General features: G+C 69.7%; 22 protein-coding genes. 7 read left to right on the top strand and 15 right to left on the bottom strand.

What is annotated here, in order from left to right:
- Together lipA and M3M54_RS15630 are read left to right on the top strand one after the other, a co-directional pair.
- On the top strand, nucleotides 1-975 hold the full coding sequence (gene lipA / locus M3M54_RS15635; protein WP_249019950.1) for a lipoyl synthase: 975 nt from the start codon (nucleotides 1-3) through the stop codon (nucleotides 973-975).
- A gap of 30 nt (nucleotides 976-1,005) precedes the next feature.
- Nucleotides 1,006-2,427 (top strand): Tim44-like domain-containing protein, encoded by a 1,422-nt coding sequence (locus M3M54_RS15630; protein ID WP_256465793.1) that lies wholly within the window; start codon nucleotides 1,006-1,008, stop codon nucleotides 2,425-2,427.
- Here the strand turns inward: M3M54_RS15630 and M3M54_RS15625 are convergent.
- From M3M54_RS15625 to M3M54_RS15615, 3 genes are all read right to left on the bottom strand, one after another.
- Nucleotides 2,408-3,160, bottom strand: a complete 753-nt coding sequence (locus M3M54_RS15625) for a phosphotransferase (RefSeq protein ID WP_249019949.1) — start codon at nucleotides 3,158-3,160, stop codon at nucleotides 2,408-2,410. The genes M3M54_RS15630 and M3M54_RS15625 overlap by 20 nt on opposite strands.
- A 64-nt stretch (nucleotides 3,161-3,224) precedes the next feature.
- Entirely contained in the window at nucleotides 3,225-4,472 is a 1,248-nt protein-coding gene (locus M3M54_RS15620; protein ID WP_249019948.1) for an MFS transporter, read from the bottom strand.
- Nucleotides 4,469-4,939, bottom strand: a complete 471-nt coding sequence (locus M3M54_RS15615; RefSeq protein WP_249019947.1) for a MarR family winged helix-turn-helix transcriptional regulator — start codon at nucleotides 4,937-4,939, stop codon at nucleotides 4,469-4,471. Before M3M54_RS15615 ends, M3M54_RS15620 begins: the two co-directional genes overlap by 4 nt.
- A gap of 276 nt (nucleotides 4,940-5,215) precedes the next feature.
- On the opposite strand from M3M54_RS15615, the gene M3M54_RS15610 reads away from it, so the two are divergent.
- The 4 genes from M3M54_RS15610 (at nucleotide 5,216) to M3M54_RS15595 (ending at nucleotide 9,268) form a co-directional block, all read left to right on the top strand.
- Nucleotides 5,216-6,418, top strand: a complete 1,203-nt coding sequence (locus tag M3M54_RS15610; RefSeq protein ID WP_249019946.1) for a glycosyltransferase family 4 protein — start codon at nucleotides 5,216-5,218, stop codon at nucleotides 6,416-6,418.
- A complete protein-coding gene (locus M3M54_RS15605) occupies nucleotides 6,411-8,414 on the top strand; it encodes a glycogen debranching N-terminal domain-containing protein (RefSeq protein ID WP_249019945.1) in 2,004 nt (667 codons plus the stop codon). Before M3M54_RS15610 ends, M3M54_RS15605 begins: the two co-directional genes overlap by 8 nt.
- Nucleotides 8,411-8,596 carry a hypothetical protein gene (locus M3M54_RS15600; protein ID WP_249019944.1) on the top strand — a complete coding sequence of 62 codons (186 nt, stop codon included), beginning with the start codon at nucleotides 8,411-8,413 and terminating at the stop codon, nucleotides 8,594-8,596. Before M3M54_RS15605 ends, M3M54_RS15600 begins: the two co-directional genes overlap by 4 nt.
- A gap of 201 nt (nucleotides 8,597-8,797) precedes the next feature.
- Entirely contained in the window at nucleotides 8,798-9,268 is a 471-nt protein-coding gene (locus M3M54_RS15595) for a universal stress protein (RefSeq protein WP_249019943.1), read from the top strand.
- A 66-nt stretch (nucleotides 9,269-9,334) separates the two neighbouring features.
- Here the strand turns inward: M3M54_RS15595 and M3M54_RS15590 are convergent, their stop codons facing one another.
- From M3M54_RS15590 to M3M54_RS15540, 11 genes are all read right to left on the bottom strand, one after another.
- A complete protein-coding gene (locus M3M54_RS15590; RefSeq protein WP_249019942.1) occupies nucleotides 9,335-10,420 on the bottom strand; it encodes a DUF190 domain-containing protein in 1,086 nt (361 codons plus the stop codon).
- Nucleotides 10,417-10,782, bottom strand: a complete 366-nt coding sequence (gene crcB, locus M3M54_RS15585; protein WP_249019941.1) for a fluoride efflux transporter CrcB — start codon at nucleotides 10,780-10,782, stop codon at nucleotides 10,417-10,419. The genes M3M54_RS15590 and crcB (M3M54_RS15585) overlap by 4 nt, the downstream gene beginning before the upstream one ends.
- A complete protein-coding gene (crcB, locus tag M3M54_RS15580; RefSeq protein WP_249019940.1) occupies nucleotides 10,779-11,174 on the bottom strand; it encodes a fluoride efflux transporter CrcB in 396 nt (131 codons plus the stop codon). The genes crcB (M3M54_RS15585) and crcB (M3M54_RS15580) overlap by 4 nt, the downstream gene beginning before the upstream one ends.
- Nucleotides 11,171-11,620 carry a universal stress protein gene (locus M3M54_RS15575; RefSeq protein ID WP_249019939.1) on the bottom strand — a complete coding sequence of 150 codons (450 nt, stop codon included), beginning with the start codon at nucleotides 11,618-11,620 and terminating at the stop codon, nucleotides 11,171-11,173. The genes crcB (M3M54_RS15580) and M3M54_RS15575 overlap by 4 nt, the downstream gene beginning before the upstream one ends.
- A complete protein-coding gene (locus M3M54_RS15570) occupies nucleotides 11,620-13,599 on the bottom strand; it encodes a proton-conducting transporter membrane subunit (RefSeq protein ID WP_249019938.1) in 1,980 nt (659 codons plus the stop codon). The genes M3M54_RS15575 and M3M54_RS15570 overlap by 1 nt, the downstream gene beginning before the upstream one ends.
- Nucleotides 13,596-14,363: a hypothetical protein gene (locus tag M3M54_RS15565; protein WP_249019937.1), complete on the bottom strand. Its 768-nt coding sequence runs from the start codon at nucleotides 14,361-14,363 to the stop codon at nucleotides 13,596-13,598. Before M3M54_RS15565 ends, M3M54_RS15570 begins: the two co-directional genes overlap by 4 nt.
- On the bottom strand, nucleotides 14,363-15,847 hold the full coding sequence (locus tag M3M54_RS15560; RefSeq protein ID WP_249019936.1) for a hypothetical protein: 1,485 nt from the start codon (nucleotides 15,845-15,847) through the stop codon (nucleotides 14,363-14,365). The genes M3M54_RS15565 and M3M54_RS15560 overlap by 1 nt, the downstream gene beginning before the upstream one ends.
- Nucleotides 15,844-17,370 (bottom strand): proton-conducting transporter membrane subunit, encoded by a 1,527-nt coding sequence (locus M3M54_RS15555; protein WP_249019935.1) that lies wholly within the window; start codon nucleotides 17,368-17,370, stop codon nucleotides 15,844-15,846. The genes M3M54_RS15560 and M3M54_RS15555 overlap by 4 nt, the downstream gene beginning before the upstream one ends.
- A complete protein-coding gene (locus M3M54_RS15550) occupies nucleotides 17,367-18,998 on the bottom strand; it encodes an NADH-quinone oxidoreductase subunit H (protein ID WP_249019934.1) in 1,632 nt (543 codons plus the stop codon). The genes M3M54_RS15555 and M3M54_RS15550 overlap by 4 nt, the downstream gene beginning before the upstream one ends.
- Before the next feature lie 218 nt (nucleotides 18,999-19,216).
- The gene (eno, locus tag M3M54_RS15545; protein ID WP_249019933.1) at nucleotides 19,217-20,479 is read right to left on the bottom strand and encodes a phosphopyruvate hydratase; all 1,263 of its coding nucleotides are present in this window, start codon (nucleotides 20,477-20,479) and stop codon (nucleotides 19,217-19,219) included.
- A 203-nt stretch (nucleotides 20,480-20,682) separates the two neighbouring features.
- A complete protein-coding gene (locus tag M3M54_RS15540) occupies nucleotides 20,683-22,218 on the bottom strand; it encodes an MFS transporter (RefSeq protein ID WP_249019932.1) in 1,536 nt (511 codons plus the stop codon).
- A gap of 115 nt (nucleotides 22,219-22,333) precedes the next feature.
- Here M3M54_RS15540 and M3M54_RS15535 point away from each other — a divergent pair, with 115 nt between their 5' ends.
- On the top strand, nucleotides 22,334-22,987 hold the full coding sequence (locus M3M54_RS15535) for a TetR/AcrR family transcriptional regulator (RefSeq protein WP_249019931.1): 654 nt from the start codon (nucleotides 22,334-22,336) through the stop codon (nucleotides 22,985-22,987).
- On the opposite strand, the gene M3M54_RS15530 is transcribed toward M3M54_RS15535, so the two are convergent.
- Nucleotides 22,970-25,120, bottom strand: a complete 2,151-nt coding sequence (locus M3M54_RS15530; RefSeq protein ID WP_249019930.1) for an NADP-dependent isocitrate dehydrogenase — start codon at nucleotides 25,118-25,120, stop codon at nucleotides 22,970-22,972. The genes M3M54_RS15535 and M3M54_RS15530 overlap by 18 nt on opposite strands.
- Between the last annotated feature and the right edge of the window lies 1 nt (nucleotide 25,121).

Raw genomic sequence — 25,121 nt, 5'->3', positions numbered from 1 at the left:
ATGAGCGCCACCCGCGCACGCTCCAACCCCGGTGGAATCGCAGACGTCCTGACCGTGCTCGGGCCCGAGGTGCAGCCGCACCGCGGCCGCAAGCCGTCCTGGTTCAAGGTCCCCGCCCCCGGCGGACCGCGCTACCGAGAGCTGCAGTCGCTGATCCAATCGGAGAACCTCAACACCGTCTGCCAGGAGGCCGCCTGCCCGAACATCGGCGAGTGCTGGCAACGCGGCACCGCCACCTTCATGATCCTCGGCGACACCTGCACCCGCCGCTGCGGCTTCTGCAACGTGCGCAGCGGCAAGCCGACGTGGGACGATCCGCTCGAGCCGGCCAGGGTCGCGCGGTCGATCGCGCGCATGGGCCTGCGCCACGCCGTGATCACGAGCGTCGACCGTGACGACATGTACGACTACGGCGCCCACGCCTTCGTCGGCGTGATCCGCCAGATCCGCCGCCAGTCGCCGCAGACCAAGATCGAGGTCCTCACGCCCGACTTCCGCGGCCAGGAGATGCCGCTTGCGAAGGTGGTCGCCGAACGCCCCGACGTCTTCAACCACAACGTCGAGGTCGTGCCCCGCCTCTACACGGTCGCCCGCCGCGGCTCCACCTGGGAGCGCTCAAACCGGGTTCTGCGCAACGCCAAGGAGCTGGGCGGCGATGAGGTCGTCACCAAGTCCGGGCTGATGGTCGGCCTCGGCGAGTCCTTTGAGGAGATGGTGGACGCGATCGGCACGCTGCGTTCAAACCACGTGCAGGTGCTGACCGTCGGGCAGTACCTGCGACCGACCGAGAACCACCTGCCGATCGTGCGCTACTGGCACCCGGAGGAATTCGCGGCGCTCGAGGCGGAGGCCTACCGGCTCGGGTTCGAGCATGTCGCCGCCGGGCCGCTGGTGCGCTCGAGCTACCACGCCGACCAGCACGTCCCGCAGAGCCAACCGGGCGTTGGGCCGCTGGCCGCGGCCGCGGCGAGCTGAGGCCGGACCTGTGATGGGGCGCACGCGCCGATGAAACCGTCCCGCGGCAGGATCATCTTCGCGCTGGCGCTGGCGGCCACCGTGGCGCTGGTGCTCGCACCGGCGGCGTTGGCGTCGGCCGGCGGCGGCTCGGCCGGCTTCAGCGGTGGTGACGGCGGTGGCGGCGGCGGTGGCGGGGCGAACGTCTTTGTCGTCTTTTTGATCTTCCGCGTGATCATCGACCTGGCGATCGCCACCCACGGCGTCGCGCTGATCTTCATCGCCGCGGCTGCCGCGATCTGGTGGGTCTACACGCGCGGCATGCCGAGCTTTGTGACCTTCTGGGCCGCGCGCCAGCGCCAGGGCCGCGCGCACCGGCGTGAGAGCCGCCGGCGTGAGCGCCGCGTCGAGCTGGCGGCCGCGGAGGCTGAGGATGAGAACCCGATCTTCGGACCCACGGCGGTGCGCGAGGCCGCCGCGGCGCTGTTTTCAGACATCCAGCGGGCCTGGTCCGAGGATGACCGCATCGCCCTGCGCGGGCTGATCACGCCCGGGCTGCTGGTCGAGTGGGAGCGGCGCCTTGACGACTTCGAGCGTCGCGGCTGGCGCAACCATGTCGAGCCGGTCGGCGAGCCGAAGGTCCAGTACGTCGGCCTGTTGCGGCGCGAGCGCGGCGAGCAGGACGTGGACCGGGTGGTGGTCAGGATCGAAGCGAAGCTGCGCGACTACGTCACCGACCGCGGCGGGCGGCACATCAAACGCGCCGGTGCGGTCACCGAGTCGGTGCGCATGCGCGAGTACTGGACGCTCGAGCGTCGCGGCGAACACTGGGTGCTCGCCGCGATCGAGTCCGGCGCCGAGGGTGAGCACGCGCTGAAGGACCGGATCGTGCAGACCCACTGGGCCGACGAGCAACAGCTGCGCGACGAGGCCATGGTCGAGGGCGCGGTCGCCGAGTCGGCACCCGCCGGCGTGAAGGTGTCGGAGCTGGCGGCGCTGCAGTTCACCGGCGACGCGCACGCGGCGGCGATGGATCTGAGCCTGGCCGACGGGCGCTTCGCGCCCGACGTGCTCGAGGTCGCGGCACGCCACGCCGTGGACGCCTGGGCGCAGGCGGTCGACGGCTCAGACCAGGAGCTGCGCGCGCTCGCGACGGCAGAGGCGGTCAGAGAGCTGCTGCACCCCGGCGATCCGAGCGCCTCAACGCGCCTGGTCGTACGCGGGCCGCAGGTCGCGCGCATCCGGATCGTGGCGCTCGATCCCGCCGCGCAGCCGCCGACGATGACCATCGATGTGGACCTGCGCGGGCGCCGCTACATCGAGGACCGTGACACCGCCAAGGTGCTCGCGGGTAGCGCCACGCGGCCGGTCGGCTTCACCGAGCGCTGGACGCTCGCGCTGTCAGGCGACGAGGCGCAGCCGTGGCGGATCGTCGCGGTCAAGACGCCCGAGCTCAGCGCGACAGCGCGCTAGCCCAGATCTCCTGGTGCCCGGCTACGTAGCGCGTGGCGCGCGCCCAGTGGTCGCCGTGACCGCTTGCGTACATGCTCGCCCAGGGCTCAACGCCGGTCGCGTGCGATGAGCGCAGCAGCTCGTGCATCGCGGCCGCGCGATCGGCCATCGCACGCGGGAGCGCGGCTCGCAGGCTCGCGTCGGCCCCGTAGCCTGTGACGAACGCCGCCAGACACGCGGCGCTGTCTGCGGTGGGCGCCGCCGGGTCGTTGAGCGTGAACGCCTGCGCCGCGTAGGCGAGATCCCACAGGCGTGTGCTCGGCCCGGCGCCGTCCCAGTCGATGAAGACCCAGCGCTCACCGACGATCAGGTTCCAGGGTGCGAGGTCGCCGTGGCAGATGAGCTCGGCGCCGGGCGCGGGGATCGCCGCCGCCCAGTGCGGCTCCGCGCGCGGGACAAACCCGGCGCACGCCTCATGGATCGCACGCACGATCCCACCGACCCGGCCAAGCTCCGCGGGCGCCAGCGGGTCACTGTGCAGCGCGAGGGTGCCGGGCACGTAGGCGAGCATCTGGCGGCCGCGCTCGTCGCGCCCGAGAAAAGCGGGCACGTCGACGCCGGCGTCCCGCACGGCGGCCATCAGCTCTACCACCGCCGGCGTGGCGGCGCTCCAGGGTTTGCGCACCGTGTCGCCCACCCGCACGACCCGGCCGCCGGCGTTGCCTCCGGTTAGCGGCTGCTCGGGCTCGGTCACGGCGGGAGCGTAGCGGGATGGCGTCAGGTCCAGGCGCCGAAGCAGCGGCGAGGCGCCCCGGGGGTCAGGCGGCCACGAGTGGCTCGGCGGCGCGGCGGGCGCGCACCACGCGCAGCGCCATGGCGCCGCCGGCGGCGACGATGAAGCAGGTGAGCGCGCCGAGCGCGAGGCCGGCGCGGGCGCCGTACTGGCTCATCACCAGGCCGACGATCGGTCCGCCGATCGGGGTCGAGCCCTGCAGGGCGATGAACCAGAGCGCCATCACACGGCCGCGCATTTCGGGCGCGGCTGAGAGCTGAATCGTGGCGTTGGCCTGCGACATGAAGGAGATGCTGGCGGCGCCGACAAGGGCCAGCGCGACGAGTTCGAAGGCGAGCGTCGGTGCGAGCGTGGCAAAGGTCATCATCGTGCCGAAGGCGATGCAGGAGAGCACGAGCGTGCGGATCCCGGTCTTGCCCTTGGTCGCCACCACGAGGCCCCAAACCGCGGCGCCGGCGCCCATCGCGGCGGTCATGAAGCCGTAGGCCGCGGGGCCCGCGTGCAGGCCGTGCTGGGCCAGATACGGCAGCGAGACCTGAAACTCGTAGGTGAAGCAGCCAACGATCCCCATCATCATCAGCGGGATCACCAGGCGCGGCACGCCGCGGACGTAACGGATCCCCTCGCGCACCTGACCCTTCGTGCGCGGGGTCGGGGGCACCGGGTCGAGCTGGCTCTTGTCCATTCGCATCAGCGAGCTGATCACGGCGATGAAGCTGACGGCGTTGAAGATGAAGCACCAGCCGGTGCCGACGGCGGCGATCATCAGCCCGCCGATCGCCGGCCCGACCAGACGCGCCATGTTGACCATCGTCGAGTTGAGGCTGACAGCGTTACGGAGGTGCTCGCCACCAACGAGCTCGAGCATGAAGGACTGGCGCGCGGGACCCTCAAAGGCGTTGTTGATGCCGAGCACCACGGCCAGCACGCCGATCTCCCAGACGTGCACGTTGCCGGTGATCGTGAGGATCCCGAGCGTCAGCGCCTGGAGACCCATCAGCGCCTGGGCGACGATGGTGGCCTTGCGCTTGTCGACGCGGTCGGCGATCAGCCCGCCGTAGGGCGCGAGCAAAAGCACCGGCAGGGTCTGCAACGCGACGATGATGCCGAGCATGGTGGCCGAGTGGGTCAGCTGAATCACCAGCCACGACTGGGCCGCCATCTGCATCCAGGTACCGGTCAGCGATATCCCCTGCCCGTAGACGTAGAGGCGGTAGTTGGGGACCTCGAGCGCCGAGAAGGTCCTGGTGGAGATGCGCCGCAGCGGGCTCATGCGGACTCCTGGGTGAAGTGCTCGACGAGGCGCTCGAGCGCGGGCAGGGCGGCCTCGATCCGGTGGCGCTCAGCGTCGCTCAGACCGGCGAGCGCATCGTGCAGGGCGGCCGTGCGCTGCGCGCGGATGCGCTGGGCGAGGCGGCGGCCGGCGGGCGTCGGCGCAACCCAGGCGACGCGCCGGTCATCGGGATCGGGGAAGCGCTCGACCAGGCCGTCCTCCGCCAGGGTCGCGAGCGTGCGCGAGAGCAGCGTCGGATTGAGGCCCTCCTGCTCAGCCACGTCGGCAAGCCGCGCCCGGCCGTTGCGCACCGTGTTGAGCAGGACCGCCGTGCGGGTGGGCGTGAGATCGGCGGCGAGGGTCGCGTCCACCGGGCGCAGAAGCCGCGTCAGGTGGCCCACCACCCTGCGCAGGCGCTGGGCCACATCGGCCTGCACCTGCTGCTCTGCTTCCGCGATCCGTGTCATGCCGCCCCTTCAACCCGATCGCTCCCACTACGCGAGCGCCGGTATTTATTTGCTTGCCAGCAAGCATCTTAGCAGCAGCCCGCCGGATCGCAGACGCGCGCAGCGCGGGGATGGCGCACGCTTCTATCCCGACCACAGCGGTCGGATTTATGGATACGACTGGTATGCTCAACGTGGTTCTTCGCGTCGCCAGAGAAGTGAAGTCCAGCGCTCTCCTGGTCCTTTCGACCTCTCTACCTCGCGAGCGACCTGCCTGAGAGGCAGACGGGAGCTTGAATGGATGCCGCCAGAGCGGTGCGCGCGGTGAGACCCGGCGGCCGGTCGGCTGGCCACACCGGCTCCGTGCACATGCGCAAGCCCTCGCCCACGCGCACGCGGCCGGACGCATCGCGAGCGCACGCATCAGCAGCGCCACTGCGCATCGCGATGCTCGCACCGCCGTGGATCTCGGTGCCGGCCCCCGGGTACGGGGGCGTCGAGTCGGTTGTCAGCACCCTCACCGAGGAGCTCGTCCGCGGCGGTCACGACGTGACCCTGTTCTGCGCCCCCGGCTCGGTGTCAAGCGCCCACGTGGTGACACTCCTGAAGCGCTCCCATCCCGATGAGATCGAGCGCTCACTCTATGAGGTCGACCATGTCGCCCAGGCGTTTGACAGGATCGGCAGCGCCAGTGGCGCCGAGCGCTTTGACGTGATCCACGACCACTGCGGCTTCACCGGGCTGGCGATGGCAAACCGCATCGCCACGCCGCTCGTGCACACGCTGCACGGGCCGTTCACCGCGGATACCGCCGCCTTCTACGCACGTCACGGCCACAAGGCTGGCCTGGTTGGGATCAGCCGCGCGCAGCTGGTCTCCGCGCCGGCCACCCTGGGCACGATCGAGCCGATCCCCAACCCGATCGACCTCTCGATCTGGCCGCTTGAGGAGCGCAAGGGCGACTACGTGCTGTGGATCGGGCGGATGACCCCCGAGAAGGGTCCACAGCGAGCCATTGCGGCGGCGCGTGCGGTGGACGTGCCGCTGATCCTCGCAGGCGTGATCCAACCCGGACAGCAGGCCTTCTTCGAGCGCGAGGTCGCGCCCCACATCGACGGCAAGCGCGTGCGGTTCGTCGGCGAGGTCACCGGCGCCGCCAAGCGATCGCTGTTCGGCCACGCGCGCGGGCTGCTGATGCCGATCCGCTGGGACGAACCGTTCGGCATGGTCATGATCGAGGCGCTCGCCTGCGGGACACCGGTGATCGCCTTCCGTGAGGGCGCCGCGCCGGACGTCATCGTGGACGGACTGACGGGCTACCTGGTGGACGACGAGCGCGGTATGGCCGAGGCGATTGGAAAGCTCGAGCGCATCGCCGGCCGGGATTGCCGAGCCTGGGTCAGTCGCAACTGCGACGTCGCTGTGGTGGCCGCGGCCTACGAACGCACCTACCGGACCGCAGCGCTGCGCAGCGGCTCGTCGGGAGCAGCAGGTGTCTGATCAACCGCTCAGCGTGCTCGACGGGAGCACGTTCGTGATCGGTGACCGACTCGGCGACGTGCGTGCCGACGACGGCTCCGAGCACGGCTTCTACTCGGATGACACACGCTTCATCTCGCGCTGGGTGCTGAGCGTGGGCGATACCCCCCTTGAGCTGTTGAGCCTCGATCAGAGCGCACACTTTGACGCCCAGTTCTTCCTGACCCCGCGGGTCCGACCCGATCAGCAGGCGCCGTGCTCGCTCGTGCGTCACCGCCTCGTCGACCACGTTTGGATCGAGGAGATCGTGCTGACCAACCACCGCCACCAGACCAGTGTTCTGCATCTCACGCTCGCCGTGGACACCGACTTCGCCGACCTCTTCGAGGTCAAGGACGGGGCGATCGCGACCCGCGGGATCGACTTCACGCACACGGACTCGGCGCTGACCCTCGCCTATGAGCGCGACGGCTTCAGCCGCTCGGTGACGGTCAGCTCGAGCACCCGCCCGGCGGCGATCACCCGCACGGGCTTCGCGTTCGATCTGACGATGAAACCGGGTGAGCGCTGGTCCACGAGCTTCACGGTCTCACCGTCGGGCGCGCAGCCCGGAGCCACCTTTCCAAGGCGCCGGCCGCGCGCGACGCTCACGCGCCTGCTTGAGACCAAGTCGGCCGAGCTTGACAGCTGGCTCTCCGGTGTGCCGGCCCTGGAAGCCGAGGACCCGGAGCTGGCCCGCACGTACCGGGCGAGCCTCACCGACCTGGCGGCGCTGCGACTGCACCCCGACATCGGCGCCGGGGCGACGATGCCCGCCGCCGGGCTGCCGTGGTTCATGGCGCTCTTCGGGCGCGACAGCCTGATCACGAGCTTCCAGGCGCTGCCGTACCTGCCGGGGCTCGCCGCGACGACGCTGCGTGTGCTGGCCGCCCGCCAGGGGACCGTGCGCGACGACTTCCACGACCAGGAGCCCGGCAAGATCCTGCACGAGCTCCGCTTCGGCGAGCTCACCGCCCGCGGCGAGCGGCCACACTCCCCCTACTTCGGGAGCGCCGACGCCACCCCGCTGTTCCTGGTGCTGCTGGACGAGTACCACCGCTGGACCGGGGATGACACGCTGGTGCGCGAGCTGGAGCCCAACGCCCTTGGGGCGCTTGAGTGGATCGAGCGCAGCGGCGATCTGGATGGCGACGGCTACGTGGAGTACGCGTCGCGCAACCCCACCACGGGTCTCGTCAACCAGTGCTGGAAGGACAGCTGGGACTCGATCCAGTTCGCGGACGGCACGATGGCCACCGGGCCGATCGCCACCTGCGAGATCCAGGGCTACGTCTACGACGCGCGGCGCCGCAGCGCCCGGCTCGCGCGCGAGGTCTGGAAGGACCCGCAGCTCGCCGAGCGCCTCGAGCGCCAGTCAAAGGAGCTGCAGGCACGCTTCGCACACGACTTCTGGATGCCGGAGCGGGGCTTTCCCGCGCTCGCGCTCGACGGCCACAAGCGCCAGGTGGACTCCTTGAGCTCGAACATCGGCCACCTGCTCTGGTCGGGAATCCTCGACACCGGCCAGGCGGCGGCCGTGGCCGGGCGGTTGCTTGACTCAGAGCTCTACTCGGGCTGGGGCGTGCGCACGCTGGGCTCGGGTGAGGCCGGTTACAACCCACTCGGCTACCACACCGGAACCGTCTGGCCACATGACAACTCGCTGATCGCCGCGGGGCTTGCACGCTACGGCCACACGGAGGCCGCGGCCACGATCGCAGCCACGGTGCTGGCCGCCGCGCCCTACTTCGAGAACCGGCTGCCCGAGGTCTTCGCCGGCTTTCCGCTGGCGCTCGCCTCCGTCCCCGTCAGGTTCCCGACCGCGTCGCGACCGCAGGCGTGGGCGGCGGGGACCCCGCTGCTTTTGCTGACCACGCTGCTCGGGCTCGAGCCCGGCTACACCGACGCCCAGACCGACCAGACGGGCGCGATGGGAAAGATCACCATTCACAACAAAACCCACAGGAGGAACACATGACCACACATGGCGCCGATGAGGCTGACGACCAGGTGCAGGAACCGCCCCCAGGCGACACATCCGCCCGCGGCAAGCGCCTGAACGACGCGTCGCGCAGGATCAAGGACGCGGCCGACAAGCTGGCCGAGCGGATCAGGCTCCCCGGCTCGGGCGCGCGGTCGCTCGGTACCCCGCAGCGGTAGCGGAGCGCACACCGGCTGCCCAGCCCCCACTCCGATGCAGGTCACGCCGAGATGCTCGGCATACGCCCGGTTGCGCGTGCTTGAGCAGGCGGGCGTCACGGTGCTGGCCGGGCTCGCTGCTGCCGCCGTCAAGCGCGACGCGCAGCGAGCTGCGGCAGAACTTCCTTCAGGCCTGCGAACTGCAGCACAATGTATCCCTGCATGCAGATCACACCGGAGACTGAAGGACGAGCCGCGGCCAGCTCCTCAGAGCACACCGAAAAGGGCGTGCTCGCCGTGTGCGACCTTTCGCGCGGCGGCCGTGCTGCCCTGCGCTGGGCCGCGGACGCCGCGCTCGCCCGGGACACGCAGCTGACCGTGGTTGAGCTGGTGCGCCGCGAGCGCGGCGACGTGGGTTGTGGGCACTGCCGGCAGGGCGCGGCGCTGTGGAATCAGCACCTTGACGAGATCGCCTCCGAACGGCTGGCACGGGCGCAGGCGCTGATCGGAGACGGTCCCCGCGTCAGCTTCGAGGTGGCTGAGGAACCGGCCGTGAGCGCCGTCGCCCAGATCGCTGGGCGCGTCCGCCCGGACCTGATCGTGCTGCCCCGCCACGGCCTGGGGTGGCGTCGTGGAGCATCCGCCGCCGCGCGCCTGCGGCAGCTCGGCGAGTGGAGCGTGACGGTCATCTGATCGGCGTGAGCGCCGAAGGCGCCAGGACGGCGTCCGGGGCGGGCGGCGGCCGCCGCCACGCTCGCCTCAGAGCCGGTGGCGCGCCAGCCGTAATCCGCCGCGCGTCTCCTGCTCGCTCATCGCCTGGGCAGCGGGGACCAGCTCGCTGGTGACCAGGCCGTGCTCCGAGGTGATCTCGTCGATGATCTGAAAGGAGCGGGCGATCCGCTCGGGTCGGTCGATCACGATCGTGGTGACCGGGACGTGACGGCGGACCTGAAAGAAGCGGTCACCGTGCGCGGCGTGCTCGCCGTGAAAGCCCCAGATGCCGCGCAGGACGGTCGCGCCGGCTGCCTCGCTGTCGTGCATCAGCCGGTGAATGATCTCCAGGTGAAGCGGACGTCCGTGTGCGCCGGTGGCGTTGTGGGAGCTGTAGATCATCAGCTTCTGCCAGAGCGCGAGGCCGTGCTCGTCTGCGCCGGGCAGCTCGCGCGGCGTGGCGAGCAGCTCGCCGTCGCGTTTGCAGATGCGCACGCGCTCGAGCGTCAAAAGCGGCTGCTCGAGCAGGCCCCCGATCTCGGGCAGCACGGCCGCGATGCGCTCGCCTGCACCGACCGCGATGACCATCATCGGCACATCGGCGTTGCGTGCAAAGAACTTGGCGCGGGCGCGCAGACCGCCGCGGGTGCCGTCGACGCCGAGCAGCACGCTTGCGCCCGCAACTCCCCGGCGCTGCAGCAGCTCACAGATCGCCAGATGCGCCGGGGCGCCACCGACCCGCTCCCCCCTGCCCACATACACGGTCAGCTTGGTCGCCTCGCCGAGCTCCTCCGGCAGCTCAACGCGGCCGATCTCACCCGAAGTGAGCCGCGCGCGCTCAAGCGTGACCAGCCCACGGCGCTTGACCGCGAGCACCGTTCCGAGCACCTGCTCGATCCGCGCGCGCTCATCGACGGCGACCGAGACGACCGGCAGATCCTCCGAGGAGGTGAGCTGACGGTCGGTGTGCAGGTGGTGAAGACGCCCGAACCCCTCGGCGCCGCGCAGCAGGACGCTTGCGGCCAGCCGGTGGGCACCGTAGATGTCCATCAGCTCGTCGGCGAGCAGCCGGCCCGCCTCGGTGCGGTCACGCTCACCGAAGTAGGTGGTCAACTTCAGGCAGTCCTCGTTCATATCGAGCGTCCGATCGCACGTCCGAGCAGCGCCGCGGCGAACCCGAGCAGCAGACTGGCCACCGCGTTGACCACGGCCGGCCATGGCTCCGCGTCCTCGGCCAGCCGGTAGCTCTCGAGCATCCAGGTTGAGAACGTCGTGTAGGAGCCGATGAGCGCCGTGCCCGCCAGCAGGTCGAGTTCGCCGACCGCCCCCACCCCCGACAGGAAGCCGAGCACGAGCGCGCCGCTCAAATTGATCGCGAGCGTCCCCAGCGGAAAGTCACGCCCGAAGCGCCCGGAGATCACCGCGTCGGTCACGAACCTGACCACCGCCCCTGCCCCGCCGATCGCCGCCACCGCAAGCCACAGCCACCAGCTCATGCGAGCCTGGCCCTTCTGACGATCGCAGACGCCAGCCAGATAGCCACAAGGCCCGCGCTGAGGCTTGCAAACCCATAGCCACAAGCCAGCCCCCAGTCGCCCGCCACGGCCATCTTGACGATCTCCACCTGCATGGTTGAGAACGTGGTGTAGGCGCCACAGAAGCCGGTGCCGAGCGCCGGGCGGCGGTATGTGGACTGCGGCAGACGCTCCTGCAGGCGGGTCGCCAGGTACGCGAGCAAGAACGAGCCGCTGACGTTGATCGCAAAGATCGTCCACGGCCAGGAGGTATCGCCCTGCGTGAAGCGCTGGCTGAGCCACACGCGCACGAGCGCGCCGATCGCGCCCCCGGCGAAGATCGCCGAAAGCTCCCGCCTGTCCAGGCCGCTCATGCGCCCCGTGAGCCGCCGTACTCGTAGTCACCGACCACCAGGACCGGCGCGCCGTTCTCGATCAGCGCGGGCACCACGCCCTTGAGCAGCAGCCGGCCCGCGCGGCCCGCGCGATGGTGACCGGCGACGATCAGGTCAAAGCCGTGCGTGTGACAGTGCGCAAGCAGAGCCTGTGCGGGATCATCGCCCTCGATGATCTGGTGGCTGACCTGCACGCCGGCGCGGTGCGCGCGGTCGGCAACCTCCTCAAAGGACCCGGTGAGGTAGCGGTGCGCGGCCTGCGCTGTCTCCGCGCGATCGGCGGCGGTCTCCGCGTGCGCGGGCGAGTAGGCGACCGAGACGGCGACCAGCTCGGCGTCGTAGCGGCGGGTGAGATCGATGGCGGCGTCAAAGGCGCGCAGCGCGACCTCTGAGCCGTCCCAGGCAAGCAGGATTCGTTGAAACATCAGTGCAGTATGGGGATCAGGGACAGGGCAGCCAAGAGCGCGACGAGCATGTAGAGAAGGTAGGCGGACAGACGCCCGGACTGGGTGGCGCGCACGCGCGCAGCCACGCGCAGAGCCAGGTTCGTCGCGGGCCGGTAGAGGAAGCGGTCGACCGCGAACACGACGCGGGCCTCACGCACGTAGGGCTCGACCGCCTCATCCTCGCCCGCGGTGCGCACGCGGGTGTGGAAGCCGAGCGGGCCGCGCAGGATCACGCGCATCGGGTTTGAGTAGGCCGAAGGCCGGTACTGAACCGCGGGCAGCCGGGCGCCGCTGCCGGTGACCCACACCGGCGCGCGGCGCACGCGCCGGCGACGGTCGCCGCCAAGTGCGATCAGCGCCGCGAGCACCGCGTAGAGCGGCAGCACCAGGCTGAGCCAGGTCGGGTCGAGCACCGCAAAGCCTTTGAACACCGGGGTCAGCACCAGCGGGTGGCTGATCGTGGTGCTCGCGAGGTTGAAACCAAGCTCGGGCGCCAGGCCCGACCCGATCGCGTGGATCTCCCACGGCGCCACGGTGCCGAGGAACAGGACGACGACCGCGAGCGCGCCGGCGCCGAGCGGCCAGCGCGAGGGCTCGCGCAGGTGCGAGAGCCGTTCGCGCGCGCGCCCCAGGAAGATGAAGCTGTAGTACTTCGCGAAGGCGAGCAGACCGAGCCCGGCGGTCAGCGCGAGCGTCGCGGCGGCGAGCGCACACAGCAGCCTGGAGAGCAACGTCGGCATCCGGAAGGCCTGCAGCAGCGCCTGGAAGGTGAACCACTCACTGACGAACCCGCCGAGCGGCGGGATCGCCGCCAGGGTCAGTGTCGCCAGCCCCAGCGACACGGCGCTGAACGGCATGCGGCGCGACAGCCCGCCGAGCGGGTCCAGAGTGCGCTCACCGCTCGCCAGGGCCACACGGTCGATGCTGATCAGCGCCAGCGTCTTGGCGAGGTTGTGCGCGCAGACGTGCAGCGTGCTCGCCAACAGGCCGGCGGCCGCCAGCGTGCGGTCGTGGGCGGCCAGCCCGAGCAGCGCCACCGCAAAGCCGATCAGCGCGATGCCCGCGTGCTCGACGGTCGAGTAGCCCAAGAACCGACGCAGGTCATCCTGGGCCAGCGCGTAGGCGATCCCGCTGACCGCGGTGAGCGCACCCAGGATCAAAAGCGCGTCGCCGCAGGCGGTCGGCAACGGGCCGAGCACGTCGAACTCAAAGCGCCAGATGCCGTAGAAGCCGGCGCACAGCGCGACCGACAGCGACGCGGCGCCGAGCCTCGGCGCGGCGCTGTAGCCGGCGGGCAGCCCACCCTGCAACGGCAGCATCCCGACCTTGGTCGCAAAGCAGATCAGAAACAGCGCAAAGAGCACATCCCGCGTTCCCGCCGAGAGGTGGGCGTGGCGCCAGACCTCGATCGAGAAGCTGTGCGTGTGCGCGTAGAGCAGCGCGAAGGCGATGAGCAGCGCGGCGCCGCCGAGCTTCGCAAGTCCGCCGGTGAGGTAGCCACCGATGAAGTCCTCGCGGGTCTCACCGGCGCTTGCGATCAGGTACACGCAGAGTGTGATCGCCTCCCAGGCCAGGAAGAACAGAAAGCCGTTGTCAGCGCCGATCGCGACCGCGATGAAGAGCACCAGCGCGCTGGCGAGCGTGGTCAGCCAGCGCCCGGCGGGCAGCTCCGTGTAGGCGAGCGAGACCGCGGCGCCGGTGACCCCGGTGAGCGCCAGGAAGATTCCTGAAAGGCCGTCGGCGCGCAGGGCGCTGTGCCCGAAGGCGAGCCAGGAGCCGAGGTCAACGACCGGCGCCGCACCACCAAGCGCCGCCGCCAGGCCGACGATCACGAGCAGCACGCACCCGACGGCGGAGGACAGTGCTCCGAGGCGCTCGCGCCAGCGAGGCGGACCGAACCACGCCAGCAGCACCGCCAGCGCGAGCGTGCCCATCGCGACCCGGTACAACGCGCTCACGCCATCACCTGTCCCGCCGTCAGGATCCCGGCCGCCAACAGCAGGCCGTGCATGATCGCGATCGGCGCGGGCGGGGAGCCCGGCACGTACACGTCAACCGGCAGGATCCGGTCAACCCCACCCCAGTCGTGTAGCCCGCCGCCACAGGCGTCGGTGCCGACCGCCACCAGTGCTTTGGGCTGCGGCATCACCTCCCAGGTGCGCTCTAGCGGCGCGCGCATCGGGTCGGTGACCGGCCCGGTCACAAGCAGCACGTCGGCGTGTCTGGGGGAGTTGGTGAGAAAGAAGCCGAGGCGCTGGATGTCGTAGTAGGGGTTCCACAGCGCGGTGATCTCCCACTCCTCGGCCCCGTCGGAGCCGCAGTCGATGTGGCGCACATGGATCGAGCGGCGCAGCATCGCGGCCTGGTCTGCGAGCGCTCCGCGGCCCGGCTCGGCAGAGGCCTGGTCAGCGCCGGGACCGGTGAGCAGCGCCTGCCGGGAGCCTGCGGCGCTCTCATACACGGAGGCGAACGCGAACACTTGAGGCAGCGCGCGGACGCACTCGCCGCAGAGGATGCAGCGGCCACGGTCAAGCGACACGCTCCCGGCGTTGTCAACGGCGATCGCGCCGGTCGGGCACAGCTCGGCGAGCGCGGGCGGGACCGGCTCGCCGCTTACAACATCGATCCTGCCGTGAAAGCCTTCGGGGGCGGGCTCGGGGACCCGCGGATACCGGGTGGTGATCCTGCGCTTGCCAAGGCCCCGATAGATCCACTCGAGCATCAGCGATCGGCCCCCGCCGGCGTAAGCCCGAAGCTGTGCTCGATAAAGACGAAGTCGGTCAGCACGTCCCTGGGGAAGGCGTGATCAAAGAGCGCCCAGTTGCGCAGCGACGGCGAGGCGATGTGCACACGGTGGACGAGGCCCTCGTGCAGCTCGACCCAGAAGAGCAGCTCGCCCTGTGGCGCCTCGGCCCAGCCGCAGGCGGTGCCGCTGCCCCGCTTGGGCAGCGGCACCGAGAGATCTCGCGCTCCCCGCCCGAGATGCCCGGCGAGTTGGCGGATCAGCCGCAGCGACTCAAACAGCTCGCCGAAGCGGACGTTGATGCGCGCCATCGCGTCCCCCTCGCGCATCGTCACGACCCGCAGACCGAGCCGCCGGTAGTCGTCGTAGGGGCGCTCGTGCCGGGCGTCGGTGGAGAGCCCGGACCCGCGCGCCAGCGGACCGACGGCGCAGTGGCGCTCGACCAGTCGGCGCTCCAGCCGACCGGTGCCGATCAGCCGGTCGGTCATCGAGCTGGTCTTCAAAAACAGCCGGCGGTCGCGCTGAAGCTCGCGCTCGATCGCATCAATCGCGTTGATCAACTCCCCCGTGCTGAGCCCGGCTTCGCCGCGCACCCCGCCGGGCACGACCACACCGCGGCCAAAGCGGCTGCCGGACAGCCGCACGCGCAGCCGCTGCACGCTCTCCTTGAGGATCTGAAAGCGTGCCTGGCCGACATACAGCGCAGTGGTCTCGGCCTCCTTGGCGATCACGTCCAGGTGGCAGGCCATGCGCTCCAGCTCGCAGTGGATCGCCCGCCAGCGCTGCGCCTGGCGTGGCGGCTCGACACCCAGGGCGCGCTCGACGGCATGGGAGAACGCACACGCGTAGGCGACGCTTGCGATCCCCGCCACCCGCTCGGCCACGTGCACCCCCACATCGGGGGCGAGGCCCGCGAAGCGCGCCTCCATGCCGCGGTGCTTGAAGAACGGGCGGGTGTGCACGCGCATGACGTCCTCGCCGCCGGTCTCGATCAAAAACTGGATCGCCTCAAAGACACCCGAGCGGACCGGGCCGTAGGGGATCGCAAAGACATCCAGGCCGGCCACCTCGTGCTCGATCAGGTCGGGGTCCGGCGCGGTCAGGCGCTGTCCTGTCAGGGGATGCTCGCCGCCGCTGTGCGGCTCGCGCTCGAGCAGCTCACGCTCGGCCCAGGCGATCGCCGGCCAGCGGTCGGCGAGCTCTCCGAGCCCCGGGACGCCTCCGGCCTCAAGCGGCGCCTGCAACAGCAGAAGCTCGCCTTGCAGCGCAAAGACGGCGCTCAGCGCCGGCCGTGGCGTCTGCGCCGTAAACAGCGTGATGAAGCGCGCCTGCGCGGCGCGCAGCTCGTCCACCGCAGCGGCGAACTGGCCGGCGTCCACGGCCAGCCTGTGCTCGCCTGCGCCGCCCGGCTCGAGCCCGGCGCGCAGCCACTCGGGCAGCTGCTCGATGCCGGTGGCACTCATGCGCCCGGTACCTCCAGTCGGTGGCGGGCGCTATCGAGCAGCGCCACCAGGTCGCCGGGCAGGTGCACGCCGAGCCCGACGACCACCACCAGGCAGCCGAGCATGCCGGCGACCATCCACGCGCTGCGTTCGCGGGCGGCCAGCGGGCCGCCCGCAACGGGCAAAGCGCCCGCCGGCCCGCCGCCAGGCTGCGCGGACGCCGCAGCCGGGTCGCGGCCGATGACCATGCTCGAGCTGTGCCAGATCACGCCGAAGAAGGCGACGTTCACGAACACCACCAGCAGCGTGACACCGACGTACTGGGCGGCCTGAAACCCGCCTGTGACGATCTCAAACTCGCTGCGAAACACGCCGGAGAGCGGCAGCCCGCAGAGCGCGAGCGTCCCGGCCATGAACATCGGCCCCGTCCACGGCATGCGCCGGCCCGCGTCACGCACGTGCTCAACCTCCTTGGTGCCGTAGCCGCGCAGCAGCGAGCCGGTGCCCAGGAAGGCGAGCGCCTTGGTGGAGGCGTGGGTGATCACGTGCAATAGCGCGCCCGCGACCGCGAGCGGCACGCCGAAGCCGATCCCGAGCGCGATGATGCCCATGTGCTCGATCGATGAGTAGGCGAGCAGCCGCTTGAAGTTGCCCTGGCGCAGCACGAAGAAGCTCGCTGCGATCAGCGAGATCGCGCCGAAGACGATCAGCACGTGTTGGGCGAACGCGCGGTCACCGTTGGCGACGGCAACCTGAAAGAAACGCAGGATCGCGTATAGCGCCGCCGCCAGCAGCGAGCCTGACAGCATCGCCGAGGCGGGCGCGGGTGCCTCGCTGTGCGCGTCGGGCAGCCAGGTGTGCATCGGCACGAAGCCGACCTTGGTGCCGAAGCCGACGACCGCCAGCACGAACGCGAGCTTCACAGCGTCGGGGCTCAGCGTGTGTGCGTGGGCGATCAGGCGGGTGAAGCGCGGGATGTAGGCGCTACCGAGCGCCTGGGTGCCGGTCGCATAGATGACGATCACGGCCAGCAGCGCGATGCCCAGACCGCTCGAGGCGATCAGCACGTACTTCCAGGCGGCCTCGAGCGCCCCGTCGGTGCGGTCGATCGCGACCAGCAGCGCGGAGACGATCGTGGTCAGCTCGACCGCCACCCACAGCACGCCAAAGTCAGACGCCAGCGGCACCAGCAGCATCACCGCGCCGAACAGGTTCAGCAGCGAGAAGTAGCGTCTGGCAAACCAGCCAAAGCCGGCGCCTGCGCGCTCCACGCCGATGTAGCCGACCGAGAACACCGCCGCCATCGCATATACGAAAGCGGTGGCCAGCAGGAACACGGCGCCCAGCGAATCGACCCGCAGCCAGCCGGCGGCGGTGTCAAACACGCGGCCGTGGCTCACCCTGATCGCGATCGCGATCGCGACGCCGAGCGCGAAGAGGCCCGCGATCACCGTCACCGCCCGAGCCAGGCGCCAGTCGGGAAGCAGGCTCGCCAGGGTCGCGGCGAGCGGCACGGCGAGGATCGTGTAGAGCGCCCAGCTCATCCGGTCAGCCTGTCCAGGGCGTCGGTGCGGATCGCGCTGCGCTCGATGGCGAGGTACTGCACCAGCACCACAAACACGAGCACACCGACGAGCACGTCGAAGAGCAAGAGCAGCGCGAGGATGATCGGAAGCCCCGGCGCGATCACGATGCTGGCAACGGTGGCGGCGTTCTCGAGCGCGAGGAAGCCGAGCAGTTGCGAGGGCGCATGCGGGCGCAGCACCATCAACAAAAACGCCACCAGCACGCCGCCCACCGCGATCGGCAGCGCCGATAGCGGTAGCGCTGCCTCGGCCCCCAGATGCACGGGCGCCAGCGCGATGAACGCAAAGCAGCACAGGAGGATCGCCAGCAGGATCGCTGAGGGCACCCCGATCATGGAGCTCACGCGCGGCTCGGCGTCCAGACGCCGCAGGATGTAGCGGATCCCGAGCGGGAAGAGCAGCGCCTTCAGGCCGATCGTGACCGCGCCCAGCGCATACAGCGAGCCCTCGCCGTGCCCGGTGGCGGCGGTTATGAAAGCGAGCGCCGCGACCACCACCGAGCCGAGCGCGTAGAGCCGCAGCTGCTCCCAGACATCCTGCGAGCGCAGCAGCCCGAACTCGAGCAGCAGCACGATCACGGCGGTGATCGTCGCGCCCGCCCCGAACACGGTCAGCTTCAGATCGCCGTAGGCGGGCTCGAAGAGGAAGACCAGGACCGCCAGCACCGCGAGCAGGAAGCTCGCGACCGTGAACTCGGGGATCTTGTAGAGCCGCAGCTTGGCGAAGCTCGACTCGATCACCACCACCACCGCCCCGACCGCGAGCGCCTTACAGAACAGCAGGCCGATCGCGATCAGCACCGAGCCGAGGTTGCCGGTGGCGGCCATGCCCCAGGGGACGACCAGCACGTTCATCAGGATCGTGAACAGCAGAAGCTGCTTGACGCTCGCGCCCCAGCGCAGGAATGCGAGCCCGGGCCCGGAGTGCTCTGCCACCCGGCCCTCGTCGATCTGGCCGAACTCGAGCGTGCCACCGTGGTTCTCAACCGGGATGCGCCCGGTCTCGTTCAGCACCAGCATGAAGAAGGCCGCGAGCATCAGCAGGTGACTGGGCCTGAAGACCTGGACCGTCGCCGAGCGGATCGTCGCCCCGAAGGCGTAGGGCAGGTCGGTGTGCGTCGTGAGCGCCAGCACGAAGGTCACGAAGATCACGGTCGGCTCGTTGAACGCGCCGAAGGAACGCAGGCGGCTCGAGCCGAGCTGCGCGTAGGGGCTGCCGCTGTCCACCGCGGCGATCGAAACAACCCAGCTGGCCAACGCGAGGATCATGCCCACGCCGAAGAAGTCGGCCATGTAACCGAGCGGCAGCGGGAAGGTCGTGAGCACCGGGATCAGCAGCGGCACGGTCGCATACGCCGCAAAGCTCACATACGGGGCGGCGCGGAACACCGGCCCGGCCGGCTCCGGCAGCACGGTCTCCTTCTGCAGCAGCTTGAGGATGTCGTAGTAGGGCTGCAGGATCCGCGGCCCGCGGCGCTGCTGGATGATCGCCTCAGCCCGGGCGATGATCCCCGTGACAAGCGGCGCCATCACCAGGATGACGAGCACCTGGAGGACCTGAAGCGCCCAGTCGGGAAGCGTCGGCACCGCGGCTACCTACTCCTTTCGCGTCAAGTGACATGCGGATCACTGCGAAAGGAGCCATCAACCCTTGTTCCAAGCCTGGGCGGTTCGGGGTGTCCTGCGCCTGTCGGCGCCCGGCACTCGCGTCAGGACTCCATCTGACGCGACAAACGTATCACAGGTGCCCCCGCGTGCCCTGCAGGCGCGCTTCAGGGCGCGCGGGGGCGCGCGGGGGCGCGGAATTACGCGCGACCCGCGAAGCGGGCACGCGATCCGAGCTCTCCCTCGATGCGCAGCAACTGGTTGTGCTTGGCGACGCGCTCGGAACGCGCAGGCGCCCCGGTCTTGATCTGGCCCACACCGGTGGCGACCACGAAATCGGCGATGAACGGGTCCTCGGTCTCACCGGACCGGTGCGACACCACAGCCCGATAGCCGGCGGCGCGGGCGATCGCGATCGTCTCGAGCGTCTCGGTGATCGTGCCGATCTGATTGAGCTTGATCAGCACCGAGTTGGCGATCCCAGCCTTGATGCCGCGCTTCAGGATCTCAGGGTTGGTAACGAAGATGTCATCGCCGACGAGCTGCACCCGTGCGCCCATCCGCTCGGTGAACAGCCGGAAGCCATCCCAGTCCTCTTCGGCCATCGGGTCCTCGAGCATCACGATCGGATAGCGGTCAAGCAGGGGCTCCCAGTAGTCGATCATCTGCTCCGAGCCGAGTGTCCGGCCCTCGCCTTTCAGCTCGTAGGCGCCGTTCGCGAAGAACTCGCTGCTGGCAAGATCGACGCCGATCCCGATCTGCTCACCCGGGTGATACCCAGCCGCTTTGATCGCCGCCACCAGCAGCTCCAGCGGCGCCTCGTTGGATGTGAGCGCCGGCGCAAAGCCGCCCTCGTCACCTACACCGGTGGACAGGCCGCGTTCGTGCAGAATGGCCTTCAGCCGATGATAGGTCTCGGTCGCCATGCGCATCGCATCTGCGAACGAGGCGGCTCCGTACGGCACGATCATGAACTCCTGAAAGTCCACGGGGTTGTCGGCGTGCATGCCGCCGTTGAGCACGTTGAACATCGGCACCGGCAGCAGGTCTGTGCGCTCGTCGCCGAGGTAGCGCCAGAGCGGCTGCCCCTGCTCGGCGGCGGCTGCTCGGGCCACCGCCATGGACACGCCAAGGATCGCATTGGCGCCCAGCCTGGCCTTGTTCGGCGTACCGTCAAGCTCGATCATCACGCGGTCGAGCTGAGCCTGGTCCTCGACATCGAGCCCCCGCACGGCGGTGGCGATCTCGCCGCTGACATGCTCCAGCGCACGCGTGACCCCCTTGCCATCGTAGGCCTTGCCGCCATCGCGCAGCTCGACCGCCTCACGCGTGCCGGTCGACGCACCGGAAGGGACGGCGGCACGCCCGATCGCTCCGGACGCCGTGGTCACGTCCACCTCTACGGTTGGGTTGCCGCGACTGTCGAAGATCTGGCGGCCGTGGACTGCGGTGATCTTGGTCATGCCTCTCAACCTACCGCCTCCGACCAGCGGTGAGGGCACGGATTTCCACCGATACAAGTAGGGACTCTGGCCCCTTGTCGATGCCACGATCGCGACCCATCTATCAGTGAGACTGGCCACGGAGGGGCGCCCGCGCCGGCGCAAACGGCACCCGCGTTTGCCTGGCAGACCGCCGATCCACGCCGCGCCCGGGGCTGAGCTGCTCAGGCAGCAGCGGCTACCTCTGCGACCTGCGCGGGCACCTGGTGGAAGTCGCGCTGGCGGATCGTCAAAAGCGCCATGACCATGCCGAAGAGCGCGATCCCCGCGCCGATCAGCAGGATCGTGTTGAGCCCGTCGCCGTAGCTGCTGCGGGCAACCGAGAGGACCAGCCCCTGATAGCGGTGCGGGGCCTGGGCCAGCGCCTGGCTGAAGCCACCGGCGCTCAGCGCGGTCGCAATCGTGTGCGCCTGAGCGTGCAGCGGCGTCAGCGACAGCTTTGCGATGACGTCGGATCTGATCTTGCTGATCAGGATCGTGCCCAACAGCGCCACGCCGGTGGCGATACCGACCTGCCGCAGGGTGGAGTTGATGCCCGAAGCCATGCCTGCGCGCTGCGCCGGCACGACGCCCACCGCGGTGGAGGCCAGTGGCACGTTGATCAGGCCCGTACCCACGCCCGCGACGATGAAGCCGGGCAGGAAGTGCGTCCAGCTGCCGCCGGGGGTGACGCCGTGCATCAGCAGCAGGCCGACGGTGACCAGCGCGAAGCCGCCGCCGATGAGGAAGCTGATCGGCACCTTGGTCGTGAGCCTGCCTGCCACACCGGCCACCAGGAAGATGCAACCGCTGAGCGGCAGAAAGCGCAACCCGGCGCCGATCGCCGAGAAGCCCAGAAGGTCCTGGAAGTAGATGATCAGGTAGGTGAGCAGCGAGAAGATCGACGCCGAGACGGCCCATGCGGCGGCCAGGCCACCGTTGAAGGTCGGTACGCGCAGCAGGCTCATGTCGAACATCGGCCCCTTGATGCGGCGCTCGATGATGACGAAGGCGACCAGCAGGACCGCGGCAGCCGCCAGCGAGCCGATCACCTCGAAGCCGCCCCAGCCTTCGCTCTGGCTGCGGATCAGCCCGTAAACCAGCCCCGCCAGAGCGAGGCTGAAGGTCAAAAAGCCGAAGATGTCGGGCCGCGGCGCCCCCGGCAGCCGCGACTCCTCGACACGCCGCAGCGTGACGGCCAGCGCGATGACGCCGATCGGCACGTTGACGAAGAAGATCCAGCGCCAGGAGAGGCCGCTTGTGATCGCACCGCCCAGCACCGGTCCGATCGCGACCGCCACGCCGGTGACCGCTCCGAAGGCGGCGAACGCCACGCCCCGGTCGCGCGGCTCGAAGGCCTGCGCGATCAGCGCCAGTGAGGTGGCGAACATGATCGCGCCGCCGACGCCCTGCAGCGCCCGCGCGAGCGAGAGAAACAGCGAGCTCTGCGCGAAACCGCAGAGCGCCGAGCCGAGCGTGAAGATGACGATCCCGCTGGCGAACAGGCGTCTGCGGCCGAACAGGTCAGCCAGCGAACCGGCCGTCAACAGCAGCGCGGCGAGCATCAGCGCGTAGGCGTCGATCACCCATTGCAGATCTGAGAGGCTGGCGTTGAAGGCCTTCTCGATCTGCGGCAGGGCGACGTTCACGATCGTGAGGTCGAGCAGCAGCATGAATACGCCTGTGCAGACGGCGATCAGCGTCCACCACTTTCGGTCCATCCGCGAGCTCCAGTTCTAGGTCATTTAACTGAGTTCGCGCTCAGAATATCACTCGGACGCTGAGCTGCCGCTCAGAAAGTGTGCTGGCGACCAGCTAGGCTCCGTCCGGCGAGCGATGACCGACACGGACGAACAACCCAGGCGCAGGGGCCGGCCACCGACCGGCGGCCGCGAGGCGATCCTCGACGCCGCGCTCACGGTCCTGCGCGAACAGGGGATCGCACACCTGACAAGCCGCGAGATCTCATCGCGCGCCGGCGTCTCAGACGCGAGCGTCTACTACCACTTCCACGACCGCAACGGCTTGCTGGAGGCGATCTTCGAGTGCGGCATGAGACCGCTGTTTCTGGTGGGCGTGGAGGAGTCCGACGCGCGCGAGCCGATGAGCGTGCTCGAGCGCGCGGCAGACCGGCTCGAGCAGTTCTTTGACGACGTGCTCCCGATCCTGCACGCGGCCCAGTCAGACCCCGACCTCAAGGAGGCCGTCGCCCGCTATATCGAGGCCAAGGACCTTGGCCCGCACAAGGGGGTTGAGGCGATCAGCGCCTACCTGCGAGCCCAGCAGCAGGCCGGCCGACTCGGCGCAGGCTTCGACCCACGGGTCGTCGCCATGTTGGTGATCGACACGAGCTTCGCCCGCGTCGTGCGGCGGCAGATGCACCTCGGTGGCGAGGAGCGCCTGCCGCCGCGCAGCGCAGTGATGGAACAGATCTGGCGCCTGATCCGGCCCGACGCGGCCGAGCCGCGCGCCCTAACGGAAGTCGGCTAGCACCGTATTGAGCGTCGCGGATGGTCGCATCGCGGCGTCCACCAGCGCGAGGTTCGGGTGGTAGTAACCGCCGATGTCGACCGGAGCGCCCTGGACGGCTTCCAGTTCGGCGACGATCCGTCCCTCCGCTGCCGCCAGGCGCTCGGCGAGCGGACCGAAGCGCTCAGCCAGCTCGGGCTCGTCACCCTGCGCGGCCAGCTCCTGCGCCCAGTACAGCGCCAGATAGAAGTGGCTGCCACGGTTATCAAGCTCGCCCACCTTGCGCGACGGCGAGCGGCGCTCCTCAAGCACGCGGCCGGTCGCACGATCCAGGGTCTGGGCCAGCACCCTGGCGCGCGGGTTCGCGTCGCGGTCGGCGACCAGCTCCAGTGAGACGGCGAGCGCCAGGAACTCGCCCAGCGAGTCCCAGCGCAGGTGGTTTTCGCGCACAAACTGCTGCACGTGCTTGGGGGCCGAGCCGCCGGCGCCGGTCTCGAACATCCCGCCCCCATCCATCAGCGGCACGATCGAGAGCATCTTCGCGCTGGTCCCGAGCTCGATGATCGGAAACAGGTCCGTGAGGTAGTCACGCAGAATGTTGCCGGTGACCGAGATCGTGTCCTGGCCGGCACGAGCACGAGCCAGCGTGAAGCGGGTGGCTTCGGCGACCGGGAGGAACTCGATCTGAAGCCCCTGGGTGTCAAGCCGGGAAAGCTCATCCCGCACCTTGACAAGCAGCTCGCGGTCGTGCGGACGGGTCTCATCCAGCCAGAACACCGCCGGCGCGCCGGTCGCACGCGCCCGTCCCACGGCAAGGCGAACCCAATCACGGATCGGGGCGTCCTTGGCCTGGCAGGCGCGCCAGATGTCGCCGGCCTGCACCTCGTGCTCGATCAGCGTCGCGCCGTGCGCGTCGACGATCCTCACCGTGCCGGCCGACGGCGCCTTGAAGGTTTTGTCGTGTGAGCCGTACTCCTCCGCCGCCTGGGCCATCAGCCCGACGTTGGGGGTGGTGCCCATCGTGGCTGGATCAAAGGCGCCGTTGCGCCGGCAGTCGTCGATCGTCTCCGCGTAGAGCGCCGCGTAGCCGTGGTCGGGGATCACGAACTTCGTGTCCTGCTGGAGGCCCTGTGCGTTCCACATCTGGCCCGATGCGCGGATCGCCGCGGGCATCGAGGCGTCGATGATGACGTCGCTGGGGACGTGCAGGTTGGTGATGCCGCGGTCAGAGTCGACCATCGCAAGCGCCGGCTTGCCCTCATAGTTGACCGTGGTCCCGGCCGGCAGCGCGCCGAGCCCGTCGTCGGGATCCCAGCCCGGGGTCCCGATCAGCTCCGGGAAGAAGGTTGTGACGGCGTGGCCGAAGATGATCGGGTCCGAGACCTTCATCATCGTTGCCTTGAGATGCACCGAGTAGAGCAGGCCGCTCTCCAGAGCATCCGTCACCTGGTCGGTGAAGAATGCGCGCAGCTCGGCAACGCGCATGACCGAGCCGTCCAGCACCTCGCCGGCCTGCAGCGGGAGGTCGGGCTTCAGGATCGTGACCGTGCCGTCCTTGGCGACGTGCTCGATGCGCGCCGTGGTCGCCTCAGGAACCGTCATTGACAGCTCGGTCGCGCGGAAATCGCCGTCGCTCATCGTCGCGACGTGCGAGCGTGATTGCGAGGACCAGGGGCCCATCGTGTGCGGATGCTTGCGCGCGTACGCCTTCACCGAGGCGGGCGCACGACGATCGGAGTTGCCCTGTCTGAGAACGGGGTTCACAGCGCTGCCCTTGACACGGTCATAGCGGCTGCGGATCTCCTGCTCTTCCGCCATCTGTGGATCGTCCGGGTAGTCGGGGATGTCGAAGCCCTGCGCCTGCAGCTCGCCGATGGCCGCCTTCAGCTGCGGCACCGAGGCGCTGATGTTGGGGAGCTTGATGATGTTGGCCTCGGGGGTCTTGGCGAGCTCACCGAGCTCGGTCAGCGCGTCGTGGGTGAACTGCTCGGCGCTGAGGCGGTCAGGGAACTGGGCGAGGATCCGCCCAGCCAGGGAGATGTCTCGGGTCTCGACCTCCACGCCAGCGGCGGCGGCGAAGGTCTCAAGGATCGGAAGCAGCGAGCCGGTGGCGAGCGCCGGCGCCTCGTCGGTATATGTGTAGATGATCTTCATG

The organism is Conexibacter sp. S30A1, from assembly GCF_023330665.1.
In the GTDB taxonomy this organism is placed as follows: domain Bacteria; phylum Actinomycetota; class Thermoleophilia; order Solirubrobacterales; family Solirubrobacteraceae; genus Palsa-465.
The sequence above is the reverse complement of the archived record's forward strand: the minus strand, read 5'-3'. Positions and strand labels throughout refer to the sequence as shown.